The 23,475-nt window shown below is 62.1% G+C and carries 25 protein-coding genes; 11 read left to right on the top strand and 14 right to left on the bottom strand.

Annotation, left to right across the window (positions count from 1 at the left end; translation table 11 throughout):
* Positions 1-52: 52 nt before the first annotated feature.
* From HMPREF9696_RS17990 to cysG, 9 genes are all read right to left on the bottom strand, one after another.
* On the bottom strand, positions 53-1,102 hold the full coding sequence (locus HMPREF9696_RS17990) for a sulfate/molybdate ABC transporter ATP-binding protein (RefSeq protein WP_002714475.1): 1,050 nt from the start codon (positions 1,100-1,102) through the stop codon (positions 53-55).
* Positions 1,092-1,958 (bottom strand): sulfate ABC transporter permease subunit CysW, encoded by an 867-nt coding sequence (gene cysW, locus HMPREF9696_RS17985; protein WP_002714474.1) that lies wholly within the window; start codon positions 1,956-1,958, stop codon positions 1,092-1,094. The genes HMPREF9696_RS17990 and cysW overlap by 11 nt, the downstream gene beginning before the upstream one ends.
* Before the next feature lie 8 nt (positions 1,959-1,966).
* The gene (cysT, locus tag HMPREF9696_RS17980; RefSeq protein WP_002714473.1) at positions 1,967-2,779 is read right to left on the bottom strand and encodes a sulfate ABC transporter permease subunit CysT; all 813 of its coding nucleotides are present in this window, start codon (positions 2,777-2,779) and stop codon (positions 1,967-1,969) included.
* Positions 2,780-2,836: 57 nt separating this feature from the next.
* Positions 2,837-3,838 carry a sulfate ABC transporter substrate-binding protein gene (locus HMPREF9696_RS17975; RefSeq protein WP_002714472.1) on the bottom strand — a complete coding sequence of 334 codons (1,002 nt, stop codon included), beginning with the start codon at positions 3,836-3,838 and terminating at the stop codon, positions 2,837-2,839.
* A 152-nt stretch (positions 3,839-3,990) separates the two neighbouring features.
* The gene (locus HMPREF9696_RS17970; protein WP_002714471.1) at positions 3,991-4,737 is read right to left on the bottom strand and encodes a phosphoadenylyl-sulfate reductase; all 747 of its coding nucleotides are present in this window, start codon (positions 4,735-4,737) and stop codon (positions 3,991-3,993) included.
* The gene (locus HMPREF9696_RS17965; RefSeq protein ID WP_002714470.1) at positions 4,734-5,246 is read right to left on the bottom strand and encodes a DUF934 domain-containing protein; all 513 of its coding nucleotides are present in this window, start codon (positions 5,244-5,246) and stop codon (positions 4,734-4,736) included. The genes HMPREF9696_RS17970 and HMPREF9696_RS17965 overlap by 4 nt, the downstream gene beginning before the upstream one ends.
* Positions 5,233-6,888, bottom strand: a complete 1,656-nt coding sequence (locus HMPREF9696_RS17960) for a nitrite/sulfite reductase (protein ID WP_002714469.1) — start codon at positions 6,886-6,888, stop codon at positions 5,233-5,235. The genes HMPREF9696_RS17965 and HMPREF9696_RS17960 overlap by 14 nt, the downstream gene beginning before the upstream one ends.
* Before the next feature lie 26 nt (positions 6,889-6,914).
* Positions 6,915-7,226, bottom strand: a complete 312-nt coding sequence (locus HMPREF9696_RS17955; RefSeq protein ID WP_002714468.1) for a DUF2849 domain-containing protein — start codon at positions 7,224-7,226, stop codon at positions 6,915-6,917.
* Complete coding sequence (gene cysG, locus HMPREF9696_RS17950; RefSeq protein ID WP_002714467.1) at positions 7,223-8,659, bottom strand: siroheme synthase CysG; 1,437 nt, start codon at positions 8,657-8,659, stop codon at positions 7,223-7,225. Before cysG ends, HMPREF9696_RS17955 begins: the two co-directional genes overlap by 4 nt.
* A 365-nt stretch (positions 8,660-9,024) precedes the next feature.
* On the opposite strand from cysG, the gene cysD reads away from it, so the two are divergent.
* The 5 genes from cysD to HMPREF9696_RS17925 all read left to right on the top strand — a co-directional run bounded on the left by cysD (position 9,025) and on the right by HMPREF9696_RS17925 (position 16,359).
* The gene (gene cysD, locus HMPREF9696_RS17945; protein ID WP_040302155.1) at positions 9,025-9,819 is read left to right on the top strand and encodes a sulfate adenylyltransferase subunit CysD; all 795 of its coding nucleotides are present in this window, start codon (positions 9,025-9,027) and stop codon (positions 9,817-9,819) included.
* Positions 9,820-9,837: 18 nt separating this feature from the next.
* Positions 9,838-11,769 carry an adenylyl-sulfate kinase gene (gene cysC, locus HMPREF9696_RS17940; RefSeq protein WP_002714465.1) on the top strand — a complete coding sequence of 644 codons (1,932 nt, stop codon included), beginning with the start codon at positions 9,838-9,840 and terminating at the stop codon, positions 11,767-11,769.
* A gap of 286 nt (positions 11,770-12,055) precedes the next feature.
* A complete protein-coding gene (locus HMPREF9696_RS17935; protein WP_002714464.1) occupies positions 12,056-14,218 on the top strand; it encodes a malate synthase G in 2,163 nt (720 codons plus the stop codon).
* Between the two features lie 212 nt (positions 14,219-14,430).
* On the top strand, positions 14,431-16,101 hold the full coding sequence (locus HMPREF9696_RS17930; RefSeq protein ID WP_002714463.1) for a methyl-accepting chemotaxis protein: 1,671 nt from the start codon (positions 14,431-14,433) through the stop codon (positions 16,099-16,101).
* Positions 16,102-16,158: 57 nt separating this feature from the next.
* Positions 16,159-16,359, top strand: coding sequence for a CsbD family protein (locus HMPREF9696_RS17925; protein WP_002714462.1), 201 nt, complete (start codon positions 16,159-16,161; stop codon positions 16,357-16,359).
* Between the two features lie 186 nt (positions 16,360-16,545).
* On the opposite strand, the gene HMPREF9696_RS21510 is transcribed toward HMPREF9696_RS17925, so the two are convergent.
* The 3 genes from HMPREF9696_RS21510 to HMPREF9696_RS17915 form a co-directional block, all read right to left on the bottom strand.
* Positions 16,546-16,707, bottom strand: a complete 162-nt coding sequence (locus tag HMPREF9696_RS21510; protein ID WP_002714461.1) for a Thivi_2564 family membrane protein — start codon at positions 16,705-16,707, stop codon at positions 16,546-16,548.
* Positions 16,708-16,816: 109 nt separating this feature from the next.
* Positions 16,817-17,476, bottom strand: coding sequence for a DUF2865 domain-containing protein (locus HMPREF9696_RS17920; protein ID WP_157170039.1), 660 nt, complete (start codon positions 17,474-17,476; stop codon positions 16,817-16,819).
* A gap of 52 nt (positions 17,477-17,528) precedes the next feature.
* A complete protein-coding gene (locus HMPREF9696_RS17915) occupies positions 17,529-18,335 on the bottom strand; it encodes a L,D-transpeptidase (RefSeq protein ID WP_002714459.1) in 807 nt (268 codons plus the stop codon).
* A gap of 215 nt (positions 18,336-18,550) precedes the next feature.
* Between HMPREF9696_RS17915 and HMPREF9696_RS17910 the strand changes: the two genes are divergently transcribed.
* The 4 genes from HMPREF9696_RS17910 (at position 18,551) to HMPREF9696_RS17895 (ending at position 20,783) form a co-directional block, all read left to right on the top strand.
* Positions 18,551-18,709, top strand: a complete 159-nt coding sequence (locus tag HMPREF9696_RS17910) for a DUF3309 family protein (RefSeq protein ID WP_040302152.1) — start codon at positions 18,551-18,553, stop codon at positions 18,707-18,709.
* A gap of 1 nt (position 18,710) precedes the next feature.
* Positions 18,711-19,823 (top strand): AI-2E family transporter, encoded by a 1,113-nt coding sequence (locus HMPREF9696_RS17905; RefSeq protein WP_002714457.1) that lies wholly within the window; start codon positions 18,711-18,713, stop codon positions 19,821-19,823.
* A gap of 75 nt (positions 19,824-19,898) precedes the next feature.
* Positions 19,899-20,270: an ElaB/YgaM/YqjD family protein gene (locus tag HMPREF9696_RS17900; RefSeq protein WP_002714456.1), complete on the top strand. Its 372-nt coding sequence runs from the start codon at positions 19,899-19,901 to the stop codon at positions 20,268-20,270.
* A gap of 75 nt (positions 20,271-20,345) precedes the next feature.
* A complete protein-coding gene (locus HMPREF9696_RS17895) occupies positions 20,346-20,783 on the top strand; it encodes a hypothetical protein (protein ID WP_002714455.1) in 438 nt (145 codons plus the stop codon).
* 82 nt (positions 20,784-20,865) lie between these two features.
* Here the strand turns inward: HMPREF9696_RS17895 and HMPREF9696_RS17890 are convergent, their stop codons facing one another.
* On the bottom strand, positions 20,866-21,294 hold the full coding sequence (locus tag HMPREF9696_RS17890) for a hypothetical protein (RefSeq protein ID WP_002714454.1): 429 nt from the start codon (positions 21,292-21,294) through the stop codon (positions 20,866-20,868).
* Positions 21,295-21,594: 300 nt separating this feature from the next.
* Entirely contained in the window at positions 21,595-22,398 is an 804-nt protein-coding gene (locus tag HMPREF9696_RS17885; RefSeq protein ID WP_002714453.1) for a response regulator, read from the bottom strand.
* A 246-nt stretch (positions 22,399-22,644) separates the two neighbouring features.
* Between HMPREF9696_RS17885 and HMPREF9696_RS17880 the strand changes: the two genes are divergently transcribed.
* Complete coding sequence (locus HMPREF9696_RS17880; RefSeq protein ID WP_002714452.1) at positions 22,645-22,872, top strand: NepR family anti-sigma factor; 228 nt, start codon at positions 22,645-22,647, stop codon at positions 22,870-22,872.
* Positions 22,872-23,420, top strand: a complete 549-nt coding sequence (locus tag HMPREF9696_RS17875; RefSeq protein WP_002714451.1) for a sigma-70 family RNA polymerase sigma factor — start codon at positions 22,872-22,874, stop codon at positions 23,418-23,420. Before HMPREF9696_RS17880 ends, HMPREF9696_RS17875 begins: the two co-directional genes overlap by 1 nt.
* Positions 23,421-23,475 lie beyond the last annotated feature (55 nt).

Here is a 23,475-nt window from a genome sequence, read left to right as displayed (position 1 = left end):
TTGTTGCACACCAACCGTGGCTGAAAGGTGAACACGGGACCGGTTTTCAGGCTCAGGAGGCGGCCGGGAACAGCCGGTAGCGCCGGGGCTGAAGGCTGACCACATCGCCGGGTTTGAGATCGCGGTCGCGCGGGGCGTCGATTTCAATCAGCGTTTCGGTCGCGCCATTGTGCAGCACCACGTCGGCGCGCTGGGTCGGGCCGAACGCGCGCACATGCCTCACGTCGCCTTCCAGAAGGCCGCTGCCCGCCGGGACGATCGACACATCATGGCGGCGAATGAACAGATTCGACGGGCCCGACACCGCGTCGCGCGGCTCGAGGTTCAGCACCTTCTCGCCCAGCCGCACCTTGCCGTCCGACACCTGCACCGGGAGCACGATAGATTCACCGATGAAGCCATGAACGAAGGCGGTGGCCGGATTGTCGTAAACGTCACCGGGCGTGCCGATCTGCTCGATCTTACCTTTGTCCATCACCACCACGCGGTTGGCGACTTCGAGCGCCTCTTCCTGATCGTGGGTGACGAAAATCGAGGTCACATGAATCTCGTCGTGCAACTGGCGCAGCCAGCGGCGCAGTTCCTTGCGCACCTTGGCATCGAGCGCGCCGAACGGCTCGTCCAGCAGCAGGATGCGCGGCTCGATGGCAAGCGCGCGCGCCAGCGCAATACGCTGGCGCTGCCCCCCGGACAACTGGCTCGGATAGCGGTCCGCCAGCCAGTCGAGCTGCACGAGGTCGAGCAGTTCCTTCACGCGCTTCCTGATATGCGCTTCGTCCTTGCGGATCGCCCGCGGCTGCACCCGCAATCCGAACGCGACATTCTCGAACACACTCATGTGACGGAACAGCGCATAGTGCTGAAACACAAAGCCGACGTGACGCTCGCCGGCGCCGCGCGACAGCGCATCCTCGCCGTCGAAAATCACCGAACCTTCGTCGGGCCAGTCAAGCCCTGCGATGATCCGCAGCAGCGAGGTCTTGCCCGAGCCCGACGGCCCGAGCAGCGCCACCAGCTCGCCGGTCGCGACCTTGAGATCGACATGATCGAGCGCGGCGAAGGAGCCGTATCGCTTCACGATGTTACGGACTTCAATCGTCACTTGCGGACTGTCCTTCTTCGAGATGGCTTTCGAGGATCGTTTTCACGATCAGCGTGACGAGCGCCAGGAATGCGAGCAGCGACGCAATCGCGAACGAAGCCACAAACTGGTACTCATTATAGAGGATTTCGACGAGCAGCGGCATGGTGTTGGTCTCGCCGCGAATATGGCCGGAAACCACCGACACGGCACCAAATTCGCCCATGGCGCGGGCGTTGCAGAGCAGCACGCCGTAAAGAACGCCCCATTTGATATTGGGAATGGTCACCCGCACGAAGGTGCGCAGGCCCGAGGCGCCGAGCGAGATCGCCGCCTCTTCCTCCTGCGTTCCCTGCTCCTGCATCAGCGGGATCAATTCACGCGCGACGAACGGGAACGTCACAAAGGTCGTCGCCAGCGCGATGCCCGGGACCGCGAACAGGATCTGGATGCCATGAGACTGCAACCAGGTGCCGAAATAGCCCTGCGCGCCGAACAGCAGCACGAAGACCAGACCCGAAATCACCGGCGACACCGAGAACGGCAGGTCGATCAGCGTGATCAGGAACACCTTGCCGCGAAATTCAAACTTGGCGATCGCCCATGCTGCGATCACGCCGAACACGAGATTGAGGCCCACCGAAATCGCGGCGACCGTCAGCGTCAGCCGGATCGCGGACAGCGCTTCCGGATCGGAGAGCGCTGCGAGATAGGCTCCGATACCGCGCGAGAAGGCTTCGGAGAAAACAACCACCAGCGGCAGCACGACGAACACTGTCAAGAACAGGACGGCAATGGTGATGAGTGTCCAGCGCACCAGAAACGGCTCGGTGCGGATTTCATGCGCGGACGCGGATTTTGGCCTGTCGATCACCATGGCAATGATCAGACCTGGACCGCGACGCCACGCGTCTGCGCCCAGCGCTGAATGCGGTTGATGCTGAAGATGATGAGGAAGGAAACGACCAGCATGATCACAGCGATGGCGGTCGCGTCCGCATAACGGAATTCCGACAACCGGATCACGATCAGGAGCGGCGCGATTTCCGACACGTTCGGCAGATTACCCGCGATAAAGATGACAGAGCCGTATTCGCCTACGGCGCGAGCAAAGGCCAGCGCAAAGCCCGTGAGAATCGCGGGCGTCAGGCTCGGCAGGATCACGCGGCGGATGACATCCCAGCGCGATGCGCCGAGCGACGCCGCCGCTTCCTCCACCTCGATTTCAAGATCAATCAGCACCGGCTGCACTGTGCGAACCACGAACGGAAATCCGATGAAGATCATCGCAACGAAAATCCCGATCGGCGTGAAGGCGACCTTGATGCCCCATTCCGCCAGCGGCGCACCAAGCCAACCCTTCTGTGCAAACAGCGCCGTCAGCGCCACCCCTGCGACCGCCGTCGGCAACGCGAACGGGATATCGACGATAGCATCGAAGATGCGGCGGCCGGGGAACTTGTAGCGCACCAGCACCCAGACAATGATCATGCCCATCACGAGATTGACGAGCGCGGCCAGGAACGCGAGGCCGAATGAAATCTTTAGCGCATTCAGCGTGCGCCGGGCGGTGAGAATATCCCAGAACTGAAGCAGGCTAAGTTCGGACGTTTTGATGAAAAGGCCCGCGAGCGGAATCAGCACGATGATCGACAGCCATGTCAGCGTCAGTCCCATGGTGAGACCAAAGCCCGGCAATGCTCCTCGTCGTCCTGTCCCTCCGCTCACGATGCCCCCATCAATCCGCGTTCTGGATCAGTTCTTGTAGATCTGGTCGAAAACGCCGCCTTCGGCGAAGTGTTCCTTCTGGGCCTTGGTCCAGCCGCCAAACACATCGTCGATGGTGAAAAGCTCGACCTTCGCAAAGGAGTCGGCGTATTTCTCACCGACCGCGGCATCGCGCGGACGATAGAAATTCCGCGCCGCGATTTCCTGGCCTTCCTTGGTGTACCAGTATTTCAGGTAGGCCTCGGCGGCGGCGCGCGTCCCCTTCTTGTCGGAGACGCTATCGACCACCGCGACCGGCGGCTCGGCCAGGATCGACAGCGGCGGCGCCACGATCTCGAACTTGTCCTTGCCGAACTCCTTCACCGCAAGGAAGGCTTCGTTTTCCCATGCCAGCAGCACGTCGCCGACGCCGCGCTCGACGAACGTGACGGTCGAGCCGCGCGCGCCCGTATCGAGCACCGGGACATTCTTGTAGATGTCGGCGACGAACTTCCTGGCCTTGTCCTCGGAGCCGTATTTCTTCAGGCCGTAACCCCACGCCGCAAGATAATTCCAGCGCGCCCCGCCGGACGTCTTCGGATTCGGGGTGATCACCTGCACGCCGCTTTTCACCAGATCGTCCCAATCCTTGATGCCCTTCGGATTACCCTTGCGCACCAGAAACACGATGGTCGACGTATACGGCGACGAATTCTGCGGCAGCGTCTTCTGCCAATCCTTCTTCAGGAATCCCTTGTTGGCGATGGCGTCAATGTCGTAGGCCAGCGCCAGCGTCACTACGTCGGCTTGCAATCCGTCGATCACCGAGCGCGCCTGCGAGCCCGAGCCGCCATGCGACTGCTTGATCTCGATGCTCTTGCCGGTCTCCTTGCGATAGGCAGCGGAGAAGGCCTTGTTGAATTCCACGTAGAGTTCGCGGGTCGGATCGTACGACACGTTGAGCAGCGTCACGTCGGCAGCGAGCGCGGAGCCGGCCCACACCAGACTTCCGGCTACAAGCAAGCGGCCGACAAACAAATTGCGAACCATTTCAATCTCCATCCGGCATGACGACATTGTTGTCGTCAGGAGGCATGAAACTCTGGAATTCATGAGGCTCTGTCAACGAAACCGGATTTCATTCTTATCAGAATTGCGGAACGAACATTCCAAGAAATCACGAATTTCAGAAAGGCAGAATTTTACGGAGTTTTGGTGACGTGAATGCCGCACTCCGTCTTGCCTCTGTCGCGCCAGCGGCCCGCGCGCGCGTCCTCGCCGGGAAGCGTGCGGCTGGTGCAAGGCATACACCCGATCGAGGTGAATCCGGATGCGACCAAAGGATGCGGCGGCAGATCCATCGCCGCATACAAGGCCTTCAATTCGTCCTGCGAGACATTGGCGAGCGGATTGAATTTCAGCCGGGCGCCATCCGCCTCAACGACGGGAATGGACGCACGATCGCCGCCCTGAAACCGCTTGCGCCCGTTGATCCAGCCATCGAACGACGACAGCGCCCGCGCCAGCGGCTCGACCTTGCGGATGAAGCAGCAGCGGTCGGGATCGGAAAACCACAGGTCGCGATCCTTGTCCTCGCGGTCGAGTGTATCGTTCAACGGATGGATCGTGCGTACATCGGTCAGGCCGAGCAGCTTCGTTAGCGTGTCGCGATAGGCGAGCGTTTCCTCGAACAGCCAGCCGGTGTCGAGAAACACCACGGGAATCGCCGGATCGACCTCGGCTGCGAATTTCAACAGCGCAGCGGACTCCGTGCCGAACGACGACACCACGGCGAGCCGGTGACGGCCCACAGCCCTGACCGCAGCCGCGATAACGTCCGTCGGCGACGCCTTGGTGAGCGCGCGATCAAGCTCGGCGGCTTCGGCAACGATCAGCGCCGAAGAAACGTCCGGTGTTTGCGACAGAAACGAGGATGCAACCGTGGTCATGAACGCACTCCTTCCGGCAGATGCATCAGCCGGCGATGAAACGCGGTGACACGGCCGTCACCAGTCGGCTGGTAGAACACCGAGAAGCGGTGTGCGACCTCCGCAAACACCTGCGCGTCCTTCTCCTTCTTCACCTCGAAGGCGTCGAAGCCCGCGCGCAGCATGAAAAGGAACTGGTCGCGCAGAACTTGCCCGGTGGCGCGCAGCTCGCCCTTGAACGTGTGACGCTCACGCAGCAGCCTGGCCTGCGAATAGGCACGGCCGTCACGGAAGATCGGAAAGACCAGCGCGATCACCGCGAGGCGGCCCAGATACGGCAGCAACTCGTCGATGTCGCGGTTGTTGGGCCAGATCACGCCCGTCTTGCCGCCACGCGACAATGCAGCTTCCGGATCGTTTAGGAAGCGCTCCGCAGACACGAGCACCGCACCGCTGGACGGGAGTTCCGCATCGTCGGCAAGGTGAGTGAATTCGTCGGCGACGACAGTGTTGCCCTTAACGAGTGGCATAGACCCGCTCCTTGAAAGGCTCGACACCGAGGCGCTTCACGGTATCGACAAACAACTCGCCCGGTCGCTGGCGCAGCGCCAGATAGGCCTCGACGATATCCTCGATCACATCGGCGACCTGATCGAACGGCACTGCCGGACCGACCAGTTGTCCAAGTGTGGCACCTTCATCGGCTCGGCCGCCGATGGTGATCTGGTAGAATTCCTCGCCGTTCTTCTCGACACCGAGAATGCCGATGTGGCCAACGTGATGATGACCGCAGGCATTGATGCAGCCGGAAATATTGATGTGCAACCGGCCGATCAGGTTGGCCGTGTCGATATTGGCGAACCGCCGCGTGATCTCCTGCGCAATCGGAATCGAGCGCGCATTGGCGAGCGAGCAATAGTCGAGACCCGGGCAGGCGATAATGTCCGTGACCAGGTTCACATTCGGCGTCGCGACGCCGATCCTGTCGAGCGCGCGCCAAAGCGCCGGCAGATCGCGCTTGGCGACATGCGGCAGAGCCAGGTTCTGTTCGTGACCGACGCGAATTTCGCCGAACGAATACTTGTCCGCGAGATCGGCGATCTCGTCCATCTGTTCGGCCGTGGCATCACCCGGAGGCCCGCCGACCGGCTTCAACGACAGCGTAACGATGCCGTAGCCTGCCTGCTTGTGCGGGGCAACCGAGTTCCTGTACCAGGCCTCGAAGTTCGGATTCTGCAGCGCCTTGGTCAGTTCAGGCGGCGTATCCTCGAGCTTGGCATAATCGGGATAGAAAAAGCGCGAGCGGATATCCTCGATCTCGGCCTCATCGAGCGCCAGCGCGCCGTCGCGCATCTGCACCCATTCCTCCTCGACCTCTTGCTTGAACTTCTCGATGCCAAGCTCGTGGACCAGAATCTTGATGCGTGCCTTGTAGATGTTGTCGCGGCGACCGTATTGATTGTAGACGCGCAGGATCGCCTCGACATAGCTCAGAATGTCGCGGCGGCTGACGAATTCATTGATGGTCTTGGCGATGAACGGGGTGCGGCCCAGCCCGCCACCGACCATGACTTCAAAGCCAACCTCGCCCGCCGCATTCCTGTACAGCCGCAGACCGATGTCATGCACCTTGATCGCTGCGCGGTCATGATCGCTCGCGGTGATCGCGAACTTGAACTTGCGCGGCAGGAACGAGAATTCCGGATGCAGCGTCGAATACTGGCGCAGGATTTCCGCCCAGATGCGGGGATCCTCGACTTCGTCCGGGACGACGCCGGCCCATTGATCGGAGGTGACGTTGCGGATGCAGTTGCCGGAAGTCTGCATGCCGTGAATACCGACCTTGGCCAAGTGCTCCAGCGCATCGGGAATTTCGGCCAGCTTGATCCAGTTGTACTGGATATTCTGCCGCGTGGTGAAATGGCCATAGCCACGGTCATACTTGCGCGCGACATGGGCCAGCGCGCGAAGCTGCTTCGACGACAGGGTGCCGTAGGGAATCGCGATCCGCAGCATGTAGGCGTGCAATTGCAGATAAACGCCGTTCATCAGCCGCAGCGACTTGAATTCGTCCTCGGTCAGTTCGCCGGACAGCCGGCGCGCGACCTGATCGCGAAACTCCGAAACACGTTCGTTGACAATGGTCCGGTCGAGTTCGTCGTAAGCGTACATTGCACTTGCCTTGAATCTGTCGCGGCTCAGGCCGAGACGAGAAGATCAATCGTCACGCCCTGCTGACGGATTTTCTCGCGCAGGTTGCCGGGCTGAATCCCGTCCTCGCCGATTTCCACCGGCGCGATATAGGCGCCCACAGAGCCGACATCGTCGGCGACGGATTCGGCGAGCAGCGCCCGGGCGTCGTCGGCGTTGCGCACGATGGCCGCATCGCCGAGTTTTACCGACCAGTCGTGGGTCGAGGTCCGATAGATCACCGCGCCGTCGCGAGTCCGATTGGCGGTGACGATGGAGGGACCGGTGATCTTGATTTTCTGTTGCAGAGGTGAGGTCATTCGGCAGCCATTAACAGGTCGGAGATGAGGTCATCGGGGGTTGCTTGGACTTGTCCGTTCCGCCATGGAGCGGAGCGGGAAACGACGTCGCCAATGATCAGGATGGCGGGACCGGCCTTCACCTGATCGGCGAGCGAGGGCAGATCGCGAAGCGTGCCGACCACGGCTTGCGAATCGGTCCGCGTCACGCGCGCGAATACACCGACCGGCGTATCCGGCGAACGCCCCGCGGCGAGCAGGCCGTCGCGAATGGCCGGGGCCGCCGTCATGCCCATGTAGACAACGACGGTCATCCTGGTGTCGGTCAGCGCGGACCAGTCGACATTGCCGGCATCTTCCGCCTTGTGCGCGGTGAGGAAAGTGATCCGTAGCGCTTCCTTGCGATAAGTCAGCGGCACCTCGAATTGTGAAGCAGCGCCGAGGCCGGCGGTGATGCCCGGGATGACGGCGTAAGCGACGCCCGCCGCGCGCAGCGCCGCGATTTCTTCGCCGCCGCGCCCGAAGATAAAGGGATCGCCGCCCTTCAGCCGCACAGCACGCTTTCCGGACTGAGCGGCCTCGATCAGCAGGCGATGAATCTTGTCCTGTCCAATGCCGGGCTTGCCGACCCGGCGGCCCACCGGCACACGCGCGGCATCGCGGCGCGCACGGTCGAGAATTTCGGGCGACACCAGATCATCGTAGAAAACCACATCCGCGTCCTGCAACGCGCGCAGCGCCTTGACGGTGAGAAGATCCGGATCGCCGGGACCAGCTCCGACCAGCGTGACAATCCCCTCGCCGCCGCTCGCGGCGAACGCCACCGGATCGTGAAGGGCTGTCAGCTTGCGGTTGGCATCGCTGACGCGACCGGCCAGCACATCCGCGCCGATCGGGCCGTCAATCACGCGCTCCCAGAACAGCCGGCGCATCGCCACATCGGGAAGCCGAGCCTTGATCGCATCGCGCCAGCGGCCGGCGAAGGAGGCGAGATCGCCGATCCGCGCCGGCAGCATCGCCTCGATGCGCTCGCGCACCCGGCGCGCGACAACAGGTGAAGCGCCGCCGGTGCCGACGGCAACCACGACATCACCGCGATCGACAATCGCCGGGAAGATGAAGGTCGAGTGCGCCACTTCGTCCATCACGTTGACAGGAACGCCGAGCGTACGTGCGCGAGCAGCCATGGCGTGACCGGTCTCGCCCGCGCCCGCGCACAGAACCGCGATCACATTGGAAAGGTCGGCGGTGAGCGGATCGCCCTCGGCGCGCTCGACGCGAGACGCCGCGGCCGCATCAAGGCGCGAGACATCGTGACGGCCGTCGGTCGCGTACCAGCGCACGCGCGCATCCGCCGCCAGCAGCAGCCGCAGCTTGGCTTGCGCAAGCTCGCCCTGCCCGACCAGAACGACTGGTCCAGCTTGCAGGTCGAGAAAGACGGGCAGAAACCGCATGTGAAACTCCGCTCCCCAATTACGGGGTTGACTGAAATTATTTTCTATTTATGTATCTTGCAAGCGGCATAAATAGAAAATTATTTCTTCTACGCTGCGCCGCAAACTTAGAAATCTGTACCACGAACCCCGCGCTAAAGAGATGCATCTTCTCGTGTCACATCCGGACGGCGACCTGCCCCGCACGCGTGCTGTTGCATCCCGCGCTCACACCGGCCTGCGGGCACAGCCCGCGCCCGGGACGGAGTAATCCCATGGCCACTCCTTCGGCGACATCTCTGGCAGCGTCTTCCGCACCGAAGTCCGTTCTTGTGCCCGAGGCTGCGCTGGCGCCCGGCTCGCTTGTGTCCAGGCCCGCGCCGTCGATGGATCATCTCGACGAACTGGAAGCGCAAAGCATCTACATTTTCCGCGAAGCCTTCGCCCGGCTGAAGAAACTGGCGCTGCTCTGGTCGCTCGGCAAAGATTCCAATGTGATGATCTGGCTCGCGCGCAAGGCGTTCTTCGGCAAGGTGCCGTTCCCCGCGCTGCATGTCGACACGCAGAAGAAATTCCCCGAGATGTATGCCTTCCGCGATCAATACGCGAAGGAATGGGGCCTCGATCTGAAAGTGGATTACTGCCCGCCCATCGACGAAATTGATCCCACCTTGCCGCCCGCGGCCCGCTCCGCCGCACGCAAGACCGAAGGCCTCAAGCTCGCTCTTGCCAAATATGGCTTCGACGGCCTGATCGCCGGCATCCGCCGCGACGAGGAAGCGACCCGCGCCAAGGAGCGCGTGTTTTCACCGCGCGGTCTTGAAGGCGGCTGGGACGTGCGCGATCAGCCGCCCGAATTCTGGGATCACTTCAACGCATCGCCGCCGCAGGGCGCGCACCTGCGCATCCACCCGATCCTGCATTGGACCGAGGAAGACATCTGGGCCTACACCCAGCGCGAGAACATTCCGATCATTCCGCTCTATCTGTCGAACAACGGCAAGCGCTATCGCTCGCTGGGCGATCAGGACATCACCAATCCTGTCGTGTCGGACGCCTCGAACATCGAGGAGATCCTGGCCGAGCTGAAAGCCACGAAAATTCCGGAGCGCGCCGGCCGCGCGCTCGATCACGAAACCGAAGATGCCTTCGAGCGGCTGCGTGTCGCCGGTTACCTCTGACGTCATATGAGCGCCCCGATGAACATCGCTGTATCGAAAATCGAATCCGAGGCTTCCCTCGCTTCCGCGCCGAACGAGCTTACCCGCCCGCAGGTGCGCATCGTCATTGTCGGCCATGTCGACCACGGCAAATCGACGCTGGTCGGCCGCCTGTTGCACGAAACCGGCAGCCTGCCGGACGGCAAGCTGGAAATGCTGCAAGCGGTCAGCGCACGGCGCGGCATGCCGTTCGAGTGGTCGTTCCTTCTCGACGCGCTGCAGACCGAGCGCGACCAGGGCATCACCATCGACACCACGCAGATCCGTTTCCGCACGCCCTCGCGCGATGTGGTGCTGATCGACGCGCCCGGCCACGCCGAATTCCTGCGCAACATGATTACCGGCGCCTCGCAGGCGGACGGCGCGATCCTGATTATCGACGCGCTGGAAGGCGTGCGCGACCAGACCCGCCGTCATGGCTACCTGCTGCACCTGCTTGGCGTGAAGCAGGTTGCCGTGGTGGTCAACAAGATGGACCGCGTCGATTACAGCGCGGCGCGTTTTGCGGAAATCAGCGACGAAATCTCGGCACATCTCACCGGCCTCGGCGTCACGCCCACTGCGGTGATCCCGATCTCCGCGCGTGATGGCGACGGCGTCACCCAACGCACCGCGAATATCGGCTGGTATCAAGGCCCGACCGTGGTGGAGGCGATTGATCACCTGACCCCGGCCCGACCGCTCGACGAACTGGCGCTGCGCTTACCGGTGCAGGCGATCTACAAGTTCGACGACCGGCGCATTGTGGCGGGCCGCGTTGAATCTGGCGACATCGGCACCGGCGATGAAATCGTGATCATGCCGACCGGCAAGGTCGCGAAGGTCAAGTCGGTCGAGAGCTGGCCGCAGACGCCGCTTCATGTGCGGCAAGGCGCAGGCCGCTCGGTCGGCATTACGCTGGACCGCGAACTGTTTCTGGAGCGTGGCGACATCATCGCCCACGTCAAGGCCGCGCCGCGCGACACACGCCGCCTGCGCGCCCGCATTTTCTGGCTGCATGACGCACCGCTGAAAGCCGGCGCATCGGTTCTGGTGCGTCTCGGCACCATGGAAAGCCGCGCCACCATCGTCGCCATCGACAAGGCGGTCGATCCCGGCGAGCTTGAAAGCGTGGCCTCTGCCGCTATCGGCCGCAACCATGTCGGCGAGATCGACATCGCGCTGGCGAAGCCGGTTGCCACCGACCCCTACACTGAAAATCCGCGCACCGGCCGCTTGGTGATCGAGGTCAACGGCCGCATCGCGGGCGGCGGTCTGGTATTGAGCGTCGATTCCGGCCAGCGGGCCATTCCGGTCGATATCGTGCCGGTCGAATCCGCATTGCGTCCAGACGAGCGCTCGGCGCGTTACGGCCATGGCGGCGCGGTGATCTGGCTGACCGGCCTGCCCGGCTCCGGAAAATCCACACTGGCGCGCGCACTGGAGCGCAAGCTGTTCAGCCGTGGCGGCTCGCCGCTACTGCTCGATGGCGATACGCTGCGCGCCGGACTCAACGGCGATCTCGGCTTCTCGCCGAAGGATCGCGCCGAGAACATCCGCCGCCTGGCTGAGGTCGCGACCCATCTTGCACGCAACGGACACATTGCCATTGTCGCCGCTGTCTCGCCTTCAAGCGAAGACCGCGCACAGGCACGCCGTATCGCGGACGATCTGTTCCGTGAGGTCTATGTCGCGACTCCGGCGGAGGTGTGCGAAAGCCGCGATCCGAAGGGGCACTACGCCAAGGCACGCGCGGGCGACCTGCCGAGCTTTACCGGCATCGCCAACGACTATCAGCCTCCGGCCAATGCCGAACTCATCATCGACACCTCGGCACGTTCGGTCGCCGACGGCGCCGAAGCGATCGAGCGGCTGCTGGCCGAGACCGGCGTGCTGTTCGGCGATCTCAACGACCTCGCGGCCAATATCTGATGTCCGAGGCATAACCTCCAAGACTGCGGCCGTCATCACGGCCGCCTCGCCGCCTGTCTCGCACAGCGAAATTAGCCGCCAACCCAAGGCGTGTCCCGCAGCACACCGGTCGCGGCTGCCCAAAACAGCGGCGAGGACCTGGGCCCGTTCGGCCCGGGGAAGGGACTTCTCTTTTGCTTGGATTTGGCGTTAAAAGTGGCCAGTCTTTCCGCCTTAAGCGGTATCCAATCACCTCATCCTGAAGCCCAGGACGGCACCGTTTTCGCCGTGTTCCGCGAGATTTATCATGAAACGTATCGACGCCAGCGGTTTGAAGATCGCTCCTGTTCTGTCCGACTTCATTGCCAAGGAAGCGACCGCCGGCACCGGCATTGCACCGGATACCTTCTGGGCGGGCCTTGCCGGGATCGTCAAGGATCTGACGCCGCGCACCCGCGAACTGCTCGCGACCCGCGACACGCTACAGGCGAAGATCGACGACTGGCACAAGGCCAACAAGGGCAAGGCATTCGACATCAACGCCTACACCGCCTTCCTCAAGGAGATCGGTTATCTGCAGCCGGAGCCCGCGGCGAAGGATGTGCAGACCGCAAATGTCGACGAAGAACTCGCCACCATGTTCGGCCCGCAGCTTGTGGTGCCGCTGACCAATGCGCGCTACTCGCTGAACGCGGCGAACGCGCGCTGGGGCAGCCTGTATGATGCGTTCTACGGCACCGATGCAATCCCGCACGACCCAAGCGAAGGCGGCAAAGGCTACAACAAGGCGCGCGGCGACAAGGTGATCGCCAAGGCCAAGGCGTTCCTCGATCAGGCCGCACCGCTCGCCACCGGCAACCACAGCGACGTGACCGGCTATCACATCGAGAACGGCCAGCTCGCCGCCAAGCTCAAGAGCGGCAACGCCACCGCGCTGAAGAACAAGGCGCAGCTCGCCGGTTATCAGGGCGATGCCGCCGCGCCGACCTCGATCCTGCTGGTCAACAACGGCCTGCACATCGACGTGGTGATCGACCGCAACAGCGCAATCGGCAAGGACGATCCGGCCGGTGTCGCCGACATGATCCTTGAGTCTGCTGTCTCGACCATTCTGGACATGGAGGACTCGGTCGCCGCCGTCGACGCCGAGGACAAGGTTCTTGTCTATCGCAACGTGCTCGGCATCATGGACGGCTCGCTGTCCGCCGACTTTGAAAAGGGCGGCAAGACGCTGACCCGCGCGCTCAACGCGGACCGCACCTACACCACGGCGGATGGCAAGGGCACGCTGACCCTGCACGGCCGCAGCATGATGCTGATCCGCAATGTCGGCCATCACATGTTCACCGACGCCGTGCTCGACAGCAACGGTGAGGAAATTCCGGAAGGCATTCTCGATGCCGCCGTCACCGGCCTGCTTGCCATTCACGATCTGAAAGGCAAGGGCAAGCTGAAGAACAGCCGCAAGGGGTCGGTCTACATCGTCAAGCCGAAGATGCACGGCCCGGACGAAGTCGCGCTCACGGTCGACCTTTTCGGCCGTGTGGAAAAAATGCTCGGCCTCCCCGCCAACACGCTGAAGGTCGGCATCATGGACGAGGAACGCCGCACCACGGTGAACCTGCAGGCCTGTATCCAGAACGCCGCGCAGCGCATCTGCTTCATCAACACCGGCTTCCTCGACCGCACCGGCGACGAAATCCATACCTCGATGGAAGCGGGCCCGATGATCCGCAAGAACGACATGAAGGCGCAGCCCTGGATCAAGGCTTACGAGGACTGGAACGTCGACACCGGCCTCGCCAACGGCCTGCCGGGTCACGCCCAGGTCGGCAAGGGCATGTGGGCCGCTCCCGACAAGATGGCCGACATGCTGGCGCAGAAGATCGCGCATGTGCAGGCCGGTGCGTCCACCGCCTGGGTCCCCTCGCCCACCGCTGCGACGCTGCACGCGCTACACTATCATCAGGTCGATGTCGGAGCGCGGCAGAAGGAGCTGAAGAGCCGGGCGAAGGCGAAGCTGTCGGACATCCTCACCATTCCGGTTTCGCAGTCGAACTGGGCGCCGGACGATGTGAAGCAGGAAATCGACAACAACTGCCAGGGCATCCTCGGTTACGTGGTGCGCTGGATCGATCAGGGCGTCGGCTGTTCCAAGGTGCCGGACATTCACGATGTCGGCCTGATGGAAGACCGCGCCACGCTGCGCATCTCGGCGCAGCATCTGGCCAACTGGTTGCATCAGGGCGTCGTCACCAGGGATCAGGTGATGGAATCGCTCAAACGCATGGCGGCGATCGTCGACAAGCAGAACGCCGGTGACGCGCTCTACAAGCCGATGGCGCCGAAATTCGACGGCATCGCCTTCCAGGCGGCTTGTGACCTTGTGTTTAAGGGCCGCGAACAGCCGAACGGCTACACCGAGTTCATCCTGCACGCTCGCCGCAAGGAAGCGAAGGCCGCAGGCTGACCCACGGACTATTGATATGAAGACGAAAACCCCGGCGCCTGCGCCGGGGTTTTTGTTTGGGCGGTATCGCGGTGCGAACGCTTTTACGGTTTACGCAGTCTTAACGGGGCCACGCGAAAGATCGGTCCGGTGGCAGCTCCAGGCTGATTCACCTCGACGATTGACCCGCCCTTCCTGCGCGAATGCAGGCCCCCCGAAGGAAGAAGAACTCCATGCGTGCATCGCTTGCCACGAAGCTATCCTCAATCGCAGCCATCGGACTGGCCGCCGTCACCGGCATAAGTCTCTGGATCGCCGACGCCAGCACTGAATCCGAACGGCAGGCCGTCACGCGGCAGGCGGAATTCAAACAACTGGGCGCGGATCTTGCCGCCAGCTCCGACCTGCTGACCAACGAAGCGCGCCGCTACACCATTTTCGGCGACAAGAAGCACTACGATGCCTACTGGCGCGAGGTCAAAGAAACCAAGACCCGCGACCGCGTGGTTCAGCGCCTGACCCAGCTTGGCGCCCCGAAGGCCGAGCTCGATCTGATCGAAAAGGCCAAGGCCAACTCCGACGCACTCATCAAGACCGAGGAGGCGGCCATGGCCGCCGTCGCGAAAGGCGATCTCGAACAGGCCCGCAAACTGATGTTCGACGCCGACTACGATCGCAACAAGGCCGTGATCGTGCAGCCGCTGAATGAATTCCAGAGCCAGATGAACTCCCGCGCCCGGCTTGAGGCGGAAAGCGCTCAGGCCCGCGCGCGCTGGATGGGTCTTATCGCCCAGATCATGACCATCCTCTCGGCCGTCACATTCATCGCAATCCTGTATTTCGTTTTCGCGCGCCGCGTGGTCGCGCCGCTGACCGAGCTTGGCGCGGTCGTGACCCGTCTTGCGCAACAGGACTACGCCGCCGAAGTGCCGAACACCGAACGGCAGGATGAAATCGGCGACATGGCCCGCGCCGTGCAGGTCTTCAAGCAGAACGGCATCGAGCGCGAGCGCTTGGAAGCCGAACAGCTCAACGAGCGATCCGCCAGAGAGCGCCGTGCGGCACAGATGGAACGGCTGACCGGAGAGTTTGAAGCCAAGGTCGGGAATCTGGTGCAACTCCTGTCGACCGCCTCGAACGACATGCAGGTCACGGCCCAGTCGATGTCGGCAACCGCCGAGGAAACCAACCAGCAGTCCACCGCTGTCGCCTCCGCCGCTGAAACGGCCTCGCTTAATGTCGAATCCGTCGCCGCCGCAGCCGAAGAACTGTCGTCATCCATCGGCGAAATCAGCCGTCAGGTGACGCAATCGGCCACCATTGCCAACACCGCGGTCGCCGAAGCCAGACGGACCGACCAGACCGTGCAGGCGCTGGCCGAAGGCGCACAGAAAATCGGCGAGGTCGTCACCTTGATCCAGACGATCGCGTCGCAGACCAACCTGCTCGCCCTCAACGCCACCATCGAGGCCGCACGCGCGGGCGAAGCGGGCCGCGGCTTCGCCGTCGTGGCGACGGAAGTTAAAAGCCTCGCCACCCAGACCGCGAAGGCCACCGAGGAGATTTCCGCGCTGGTGGACGAGATTCAGGTTGCGACCCGCGATGCTGTCGGCGCGGTCCAGCACATCGGCACCACAATCGACGACATCAGCAAGATCGCGTCGGCCATCGCAGCGGCGGTGGAAGAACAATCCGTCGCCACCAAGGAAATCGCGCAGAACGTCCAGCTTGCCTCGGCCGGCACGGCGGGGGTCACCGCCAATATCGGCGGCGTCCGGCAGGCCGCGACGGACACCGGCTCCGCCGCGGAAAAAGTACTCGGGGCAGCCGGTCGGCTGTCGCAACAATCGGACGAACTGCGCAACGAGGTGCGCGTGTTCCTCGGCGGCGTGAAGGCGGCTTGATGCGGAACATTCACCGCATCTCGTCGTTATCGGGCATCACCACACAGGAGATCACCGATGGATTGGAACCGCGTTGAAGGCAACTGGAAGCAGTTCAAGGGCGCTGCGAAGGAAAAGTGGGGCAAGCTCACCGATGACGATCTCAATGTCATCGAAGGCCGCCGCGAACAGCTCGAAGGCAAGCTGCAGCAGCGCTATGGCTATGCCAAGGACCAGGTGAAGAAGGATGTCGACGACTGGTTCGGCACGCTGAAGTAAGCGACGCCTCGTTCAGACTGAAAAAGCCCCGGCATTGCCGGGGCTTTTGTTTGTCTCGCGCACTGTGCCAGTGTGAGTTGATCCAAACACCCTCCACCCGCTCATTCCCGCGATCTGATCCGGGTCCCCGCTTTCGCGGGGACGAGCGGAGGTCGATACGACTTCAGTAAACCGAAAAACTGACGCTTAAAACACAGCCAGATATTTCAGGATCGAAATGATGCCGATGATGATGACGATTGCGCGGACGATCTGCTTGGCGCGGCCGTCAATCGGCAGAAGATTCACCAGATAAAGAACGAGAATAACGACAAGAAACGTAATCAGAACGCTGATAAGCAAGGACATGACAACCCCTCATGCAATCGAAACAGGTGCGAGACCGTCGGCCCCGCATCCCGTACCTTCAACCCGCGGCATGAGGGTTGGTTCCATCCAGGGAACAGCAAGCCCGTGCTTACTGTGACGCCACCACCGGCAGCCGCTCGAATTTCGCGCGGATGGATTTCGGCGCTGGCGTAAAATTCAGCGCCGCGCTGCGGCGGCTGCTTCCGGCAATCATCAGACCGTTCGCACCGGCGACGATGTCACCCTTGCGCAGGGTTGGATCGTCCTCAATTTTCATTGAGGCCAGGCCACCGGTTTCCTTGCCATTGCAGGAGCAGCCGGCAACCAGTTCGGTGCGATAGCGGAATGCATTCGGAAGATCGGAATAGGACTTGCCTGTTTCGCTCGAGGCATGGTCGATCGAACCGCCGTGGAAGATTTTTGTCTCGGCCGCCGGACAGAAACTCCGGCAGGCTTCAGCCTTGCTTTGCCCTTCGGACGCGGTCACGGGAAAATAACGGCCATCGCAGGTCCGGACGCAATAGGTGGTCGATCCGTAACTGCCACCGTAAATGTTCACGCGCCGGCCGGACGGCTGCGACGAGTCTCCGAAATCGGGAGCCGCGAACGGCATCGGCGGTGGGCTCGAACGGACATTGTCGTTAAAAACGCCGCCGAAAAACGTGGAGAAGAAATCGCGGGCGTGCGCGGACGGCGTACCGGCCGCAATCGCGGCGCATGCGACCACGGCGATCGCCGCCGATCGACGAACCAACTTGAACTGACGCATGACACCCTCTTCCAGCTTGCGCATCCGGTACATCGCCTTCGCAACTTTTAGTTCAATTTAGTCCGCTCAATTTGATGTTTTGTGACGCGCTGATCCGCATTGGCTTGCTAACGTTAATGCGCGGCTTTGCATCGGCCTCGATCCGTCCGCTCTTGGGCAGCACCACGACCTTCGCGCCGATGGACACGCGGCTGGCCAGATCCTGCACGTCTTCATTGGTCAGACGGATGCAGCCGCTGGACACGAATTTTCCGATGGTCGACGGATCGTTGGTGCCGTGAATGCGATAGGCGCTGGACCCGAGATACATCGCCGCGGCGCCCAGCGGATTGCCCGGACCCCCGGCGACGAACCGCGGCAGATAGGGCTGGCGCGCGATCATCTCTGCGGGCGGATGCCAGTCGGGCCATGACGCCTTGCGGCTCACGGTCTGCACGCCAGACCATGTGAAGCCCTCGCGTCCGACACCCACGCCGTAGCGGATCGCGCGGCCCTGGCCGAGCACATAGTAAAGCACCGTATTGCCGGTATCGATCACGATGGTGCCCGGCGCCTCGCGGGTCGCATAGGAAACGACCTTGCGCTGCAGTCGCTCGGGCAGGACAGCAGCGCTGTCGCTTTCATCCTCAACCGCTCCGGGCGACGGCAGCGCGTTCTGATCCGACCAGAACGAGCCCTGCGCAGGCGCGGCGGCATATCCCGCATAGCCCATGGTCTGCGACAATGCGGGCGTTGCGAGGCCAGCGGGCAGCAAGATCGCCGCGACGGCAAATCCCCGGCGGGAATTGACGAAAATCTGAGCAATGGAATTCCGAAGCGTCTGAAGTCCATTCCGTGAAGGCTGCGTCGAATGGGTCATGGCCTGCCTCGATTCCTGCGAAAGGCATCGTGTGATGCGGACATCAGACGAACGCGCCGTCACGGCTTTTGGTTCCGGCGCTGTCTCTCGCAACGGATGTTTGTGCAGGCCAGCACGGGGCCGGTTCATACGCTGGCCGGGAACATTGGGTGCTGCTGCCGGTTACCGGAGCCGAAGGCCGGCTGGGGCCGGTTCAGAAAATTGAGGACTTCATCATGTCTCTTGGCACAATTCTGGTCATTCTTTTGATCCTTATCCTGCTCGGCGTCATTCCAAGCTGGGGTTACAGCGGCAACTGGGGTTACGGCCCTTCGGGTATTGTCGGCACCATACTGGTGATCGTGGTGATCCTGCTGCTGCTCGGTAGAATCTGACGTGCCCGACCTGCGCCGGAAGGTGCGCGAACCAAATCCTCCGGTGGCTTTGTCACCGGAGGAGGACGAAAATCCGCGGGCATGGAGCGTCGGTCACGCCGAAATCGTCTCGTTCTCGTTGCTTGCGCTGCTGCTTATCAGCCTCATGGCCGTGCTGTACGTCGCGCGGGCCTTTTTTCTTCCCGCTGTGACGGCATTGATCGTCGGCACCATGCTGTCGCCGGCGGCCAAATTTTTCGAACGACATGGAATTCCGCGCTCGGTTTCGGCCGTATTGATCGTGGCAGTGACCTGCGCCGGACTGGCTTTCATGGTTGCGCTGATCTCCGCGCCGGTGATGGACTGGACCACGCAGCTTCCGGAGCTTCAGGCTTCGCTGAAGGAAAAATTCCACATCTTCGACCGGCCAATCGCGCTCTGGCATCAGGTGCAGGGCATGTTCGGCGGCACACCGTCCGACGCGGGTTTTCCGCTGCCGAAAATCGAATGGGTTCAACCGACGCTCGAATTTCTGTCGCCGACATTTACCGAAATTCTTCTGTTCTTCGCAGTCCTGGTGCTCTTCATCGCAAGCTGGCCGGATCTGCGCCGCGCCCTCGTCCTGACATTTCCCGATCATGACTCACGGCTTCGCACACTGCGTATCCTCAATGCCATCGAAAGCAATCTCGGCGGCTACCTGCTCACCGTCACCATGATAAACATGGGCCTTGGCATCGCGACCGGACTGATCTGCGCGGTGACCGGCATGCCGAATCCCGCAGGCCTTGGCGCCCTGGCGGCGACGCTCAATTACATTCCGATCATCGGGCCCATCGTCACCTTCGTCGTGCTGGCCGCGGTCGGCATCATCACCGCCTCCACGCTTGCCGGCGGACTGATCGCCGCCTGCTGCTTCGCCCTCGCGGCCTTTATCGAGGGCCATTTCATCACTCCGGCCATTATCGGCCGGCGGCTCGCGCTGAACGCGCTGGCGGTCATCCTCGCGCTGGCATTCTGGACCTGGCTGTGGGGGCCGATGGGCGCGTTTCTGTCGTCGCCGATCCTGATTGTCGGCCTGGTCATCAAAGAGCACTTGATGCCGGTCAAGGACACCCGGCTGCCCGGCGACTAGTCATGGAACCTTCAGGGAAATCGTGCGTTTCCGCTGCAGGCAACGCGGCCATCCCAGGTTTTGCAGGAGTTTTTGATGTCGAGCACCGACGGTGAAGACGCGATGAGGCAGATGACCGACAAAGCCACCTATGAACGCCTTCAGAAGGATGTAGAAGCCGTGAAAAACGATATCTCCGCACTCGCCGACCAGATTTCCGATGTCATCGAAGCCTTCAAGGGCGATGCCCGCAAGCAGGCCCGGCGCACCTACAAGCAGGCCCGCGCCAACGTCGACTCCATGATGTCGGATGCCAGCCAGCGGGGCAGTGAAGCGCTTGAGGCAGCGCAGGATTATGCCGGGACGCTCGAGGAATCGCTCGAAGACGCCATCACCCAGCGTCCGCTGGCCGCCGTCGGCCTCGCCGTCGGATTGGGTTTTCTGATCGGCGTGACATGGCGCCGCTGACTTGCCGATTTCCGGCGCCATCGGCTTGCAAGCCGATGGCGGCTTTCGTTTGACCGATACTGATCGGATTTTTCGATGCTTCAGAAGTTTATGGATGACTTTCGCGAAAGCACGGGCAGCGCGCTGCGCCTGACGTCCCTGGCCATCGCCGTCGCAGTCCTGCTGTTCATCACGACATGCTTCCTGTGCGCTGCAGCTTTTGTCTTCGTGTTGGAAAAATACGGACTGCTGCAAGCATGCTTCGCGGGAGCAGGTGTGTTTTTCATCGCGACCATGCTGGCAGCCATCGCCTACATGGTACGCAAGCGCCAGATCAAAAAGCGGCCGGTCGAGGCCGCGAAATCCACGATGCAGGCCGCGCTCAGTGATCCCATGGTGCTGGCGGCCGGCCTTCAGATCGTGCGGACCATTGGATTGAAACGCATCATCCCAATCGTCGCGATTGGCGGCATCGCGCTTGGCGTGATGGCGAGCCGGCGGCAGGCTCAGGACGAGCCCGAGCCTGAGGAATAAACGAGCTGTCCGTATTCCGTGACACACATACGAAAAGAGCGCCTGACAGGCGCTCTTTTTTTTGCAGCAACACAGTGCGAGGTCAGGTGACGCACCGGCCCGGTGCAAGCTGCCTGGCAACCGCCGTCAACACGCTTACCACCGGCTCACAGGCGATAGGACGGCTCCCGGCCGACGATCCCTTGCCGACAGTGGACGTGGATGCTGGTGACTTGCGTGCGTCTGCCGCACCTCCTGATGGCATCCGCACCATGACGGAGGAGTCCTCCGCTCCCGGCACCCTGAACGAGAGCGTGACGCCGCCCACCGGCGTTACGGTCGCGGCACGATCGCCCTTTGCAGAACGATCGACATTGATTTTGACCGGCTCCGCACGGGGCGCCGCGAACTGCGCACCACCCTGCTGCATGGGACCGAGCAGATCGTTGCCGGCGGAAACTTCCAGATGCACCGCACCCAGTGCCAGCATGCCTGCCACCACTCCGAGAGTTCCAGAAGCCAGATTAGCCATCTGCCACCCCTACTTGTTTGTCATGCCGCCTTCGCGGCTCTGCAAATCAACGTGGCTGGCGCGGCTTTCGTTCCGGCGCGGTAACGGACGACGGCAAGAAAAATCCGGCGGCGTCAGGAACATTCTCGTGAAGCCCGCGTCGTATTAACAGCCGGTCAGTCCCCCTGCCCCTAATCGACCGGCTCACGGGGGTGTGGCCGTGGTGATGCCGGCCGCACCCCTTTTTTCTTTCAGATCGCAGAACCAAACAAAAAAGCCGGAGCCACCGGCTCCGGCTTGAAACTGCTGTCTGCAGCGCGGTCAGGACGCCGCAGCTTTCGGCCTGCTCCTGGAATTGCGCTGGAAAAACAGGGCCTGGCTGGCCACGGCTGACACCATGGCCGGCTGGAACGGCTTGGAAATCAGGAACGCCGGTTCAGGCCGTTCGCCAGTCAGGAAGCGCTCGGGATAAGCGGTGATAAACACCACCGGCACTTCAAACGACTTCAAAAGCTCGTTCACCGCATCGAGACCGGAACTGCCGTCGGCAAGCTGGATATCTGCCAGGATCAGACCCGGCTGCTTTGCCTTCGCCAGAGCAATGGCGTCGGTGTGTGTCCGCGCCACGCCGATCACGTTGTGACCGAGGTTCTTCACCAGGCTTTCGAGGTCCATGGCGATGAAGGTCTCGTCCTCGATGATCAGGACATCGGTCGCGATCTCCGCGGCCAGTTCGCGCCCGGCGGCATCCGTCAGTTCACGCACCTTCGCCACGTCAGTGTCGAGGATATGAGCCACTTCTTCTTCCGAGAAGCCTTCAAGCGACAGCAAGAGGAATGCCTGACGGGTCAGCGCGGTCAAATTCGACAACCGCTGTTCAGATCCCGCCGGGGCTGGCCCCTTGTCGGAGTCCTCGTTGAGTGAGACCGAATTCCATATCTGGGTGAACAGCCGGAACAGCCCGACCCGCGGCCCAAGCTTTTCTTCAAGCAGAGAGGGATCCTGAAGCAACGCTTCAAGCATCGCCGCCACATAGGCGTCGCCCGATGCCTGGCTTCCGGTGAGCGCACGGGCATAGCGGCGCAGCAGTGGCAGATGTTCAGCAACAAGCTGAGAACGAGACATACCCCCTCCAATCATCAATCTTCATCAGGATCATGCGGGCCGATGCGCACTCTGGCGACCCCGGTTCCCCGCTTCCAGCTATTTACGCCTTAAGCCAAGAAAAGTTCCTTGCCCCCGGAACTTTCTGCCTATCCCCTCGTTGACGACTGCATGACGATGGGGCTGAAAGGCTTCGACGAGATAAAAAACATAGCATAATCAGCTAGTTAATCTAGCTCCCACGTGGGACGACAACGGACCTCGCCAATGAAAGATTTGAAGCCTCCACAAGGTAAGGCGTCCACCGGATCCGGCAAGCAAGGTGGTCTCAATGCCGAAATCCAATCCCGTATCGGGCACCAGTTGCGTGCGATGTATGACGACGTCGTACGTCAGGGCGTGCCGGACCGTTTTGCCGATCTGATCCGTCAGCTCGATTCCCAGGAAGCTGCCGCGCAGATCACTGGAGACCCGACAAAAGATGGGAGGGACTAATGCCCCTCACGGATTCTCTTCGCGACGATATTCTTGCGACCGTGCCCAGCCTCCGCGCATTCGCAATCTCACTCAGTGGCAATGCGGACCGCGCCGACGATCTGGTGCAGGAAACCTTGCTGCGCGCGCTGGCGCACATTGATTCCTTTCAGCCGGGATCGAATTTGGCCGCCTGGCTTTTCACCATCTTGCGCAACCTTTTCCGTTCGGACTATCGCAAGCGCCGGCGTGAGGTCGAGGATGCCGAGGGCAATTACGCCAAGACGCTGAAGTCGCAGCCTGCACAGGGCTCGCATCTGGAGTTCGAGGAATTCCGGGTCGCGCTCGACAAGCTGCCGCAGGACCAGCGCGAGGCGCTGATCCTCGTGGGTGCGTCGGGGTTCTCCTATGAGGACGCGGCGGCGATCTGCGGATGCGCTGTCGGCACCATCAAGAGCCGCGTGAACCGCGCGCGCTCGAAACTGAGTGCGCTTCTCTACGTCGAGGGCGCCGAGGATTTCGGGCCCGACAACACCATTCGCGCCGTGATCGGCGGAGGTAGCGGCTAGCCGCTGTCTTACGAAGTGCGAACAGCGAAAAGGCGGCCACCCAGGTGGCCGCCTT

The sequence above is a fragment of the Afipia clevelandensis ATCC 49720 genome, from assembly GCF_000336555.1.
In the GTDB taxonomy this organism is placed as follows: Bacteria; Pseudomonadota; Alphaproteobacteria; order Rhizobiales; family Xanthobacteraceae; genus Afipia; species Afipia clevelandensis.
The sequence above is the reverse complement of the archived record's forward strand: the minus strand, read 5'-3'. Positions and strand labels throughout refer to the sequence as shown.

Coding starts and splice junctions, on each gene's coding strand:
- cysW (WP_002714474.1), bottom strand. CDS start 1,958: ATGGTGATCGACAGGCCAAAATCCGCGTCCGCGCATGAAATCCGCACC.
- HMPREF9696_RS17975 (WP_002714472.1), bottom strand. CDS start 3,838: ATGGTTCGCAATTTGTTTGTCGGCCGCTTGCTTGTAGCCGGAAGTCTG.
- HMPREF9696_RS17970 (WP_002714471.1), bottom strand. CDS start 4,737: ATGACCACGGTTGCATCCTCGTTTCTGTCGCAAACACCGGACGTTTCT.
- HMPREF9696_RS17965 (WP_002714470.1), bottom strand. CDS start 5,246: ATGCCACTCGTTAAGGGCAACACTGTCGTCGCCGACGAATTCACTCAC.
- HMPREF9696_RS17960 (WP_002714469.1), bottom strand. CDS start 6,888: ATGTACGCTTACGACGAACTCGACCGGACCATTGTCAACGAACGTGTT.
- HMPREF9696_RS17955 (WP_002714468.1), bottom strand. CDS start 7,226: ATGACCTCACCTCTGCAACAGAAAATCAAGATCACCGGTCCCTCCATC.
- cysG (WP_002714467.1), bottom strand. CDS start 8,659: ATGCGGTTTCTGCCCGTCTTTCTCGACCTGCAAGCTGGACCAGTCGTT.
- cysD (WP_040302155.1), top strand. CDS start 9,025: ATGGATCATCTCGACGAACTGGAAGCGCAAAGCATCTACATTTTCCGC.
- cysC (WP_002714465.1), top strand. CDS start 9,838: ATGAACATCGCTGTATCGAAAATCGAATCCGAGGCTTCCCTCGCTTCC.
- HMPREF9696_RS17935 (WP_002714464.1), top strand. CDS start 12,056: ATGAAACGTATCGACGCCAGCGGTTTGAAGATCGCTCCTGTTCTGTCC.
- HMPREF9696_RS17930 (WP_002714463.1), top strand. CDS start 14,431: ATGCGTGCATCGCTTGCCACGAAGCTATCCTCAATCGCAGCCATCGGA.
- HMPREF9696_RS17925 (WP_002714462.1), top strand. CDS start 16,159: ATGGATTGGAACCGCGTTGAAGGCAACTGGAAGCAGTTCAAGGGCGCT.
- HMPREF9696_RS21510 (WP_002714461.1), bottom strand. CDS start 16,707: ATGTCCTTGCTTATCAGCGTTCTGATTACGTTTCTTGTCGTTATTCTC.
- HMPREF9696_RS17920 (WP_157170039.1), bottom strand. CDS start 17,476: ATGCGTCAGTTCAAGTTGGTTCGTCGATCGGCGGCGATCGCCGTGGTC.
- HMPREF9696_RS17915 (WP_002714459.1), bottom strand. CDS start 18,335: ATGACCCATTCGACGCAGCCTTCACGGAATGGACTTCAGACGCTTCGG.
- HMPREF9696_RS17910 (WP_040302152.1), top strand. CDS start 18,551: ATGTCTCTTGGCACAATTCTGGTCATTCTTTTGATCCTTATCCTGCTC.
- HMPREF9696_RS17900 (WP_002714456.1), top strand. CDS start 19,899: ATGTCGAGCACCGACGGTGAAGACGCGATGAGGCAGATGACCGACAAA.
- HMPREF9696_RS17895 (WP_002714455.1), top strand. CDS start 20,346: ATGCTTCAGAAGTTTATGGATGACTTTCGCGAAAGCACGGGCAGCGCG.
- HMPREF9696_RS17890 (WP_002714454.1), bottom strand. CDS start 21,294: ATGGCTAATCTGGCTTCTGGAACTCTCGGAGTGGTGGCAGGCATGCTG.
- HMPREF9696_RS17885 (WP_002714453.1), bottom strand. CDS start 22,398: ATGTCTCGTTCTCAGCTTGTTGCTGAACATCTGCCACTGCTGCGCCGC.
- HMPREF9696_RS17880 (WP_002714452.1), top strand. CDS start 22,645: ATGAAAGATTTGAAGCCTCCACAAGGTAAGGCGTCCACCGGATCCGGC.
- HMPREF9696_RS17875 (WP_002714451.1), top strand. CDS start 22,872: ATGCCCCTCACGGATTCTCTTCGCGACGATATTCTTGCGACCGTGCCC.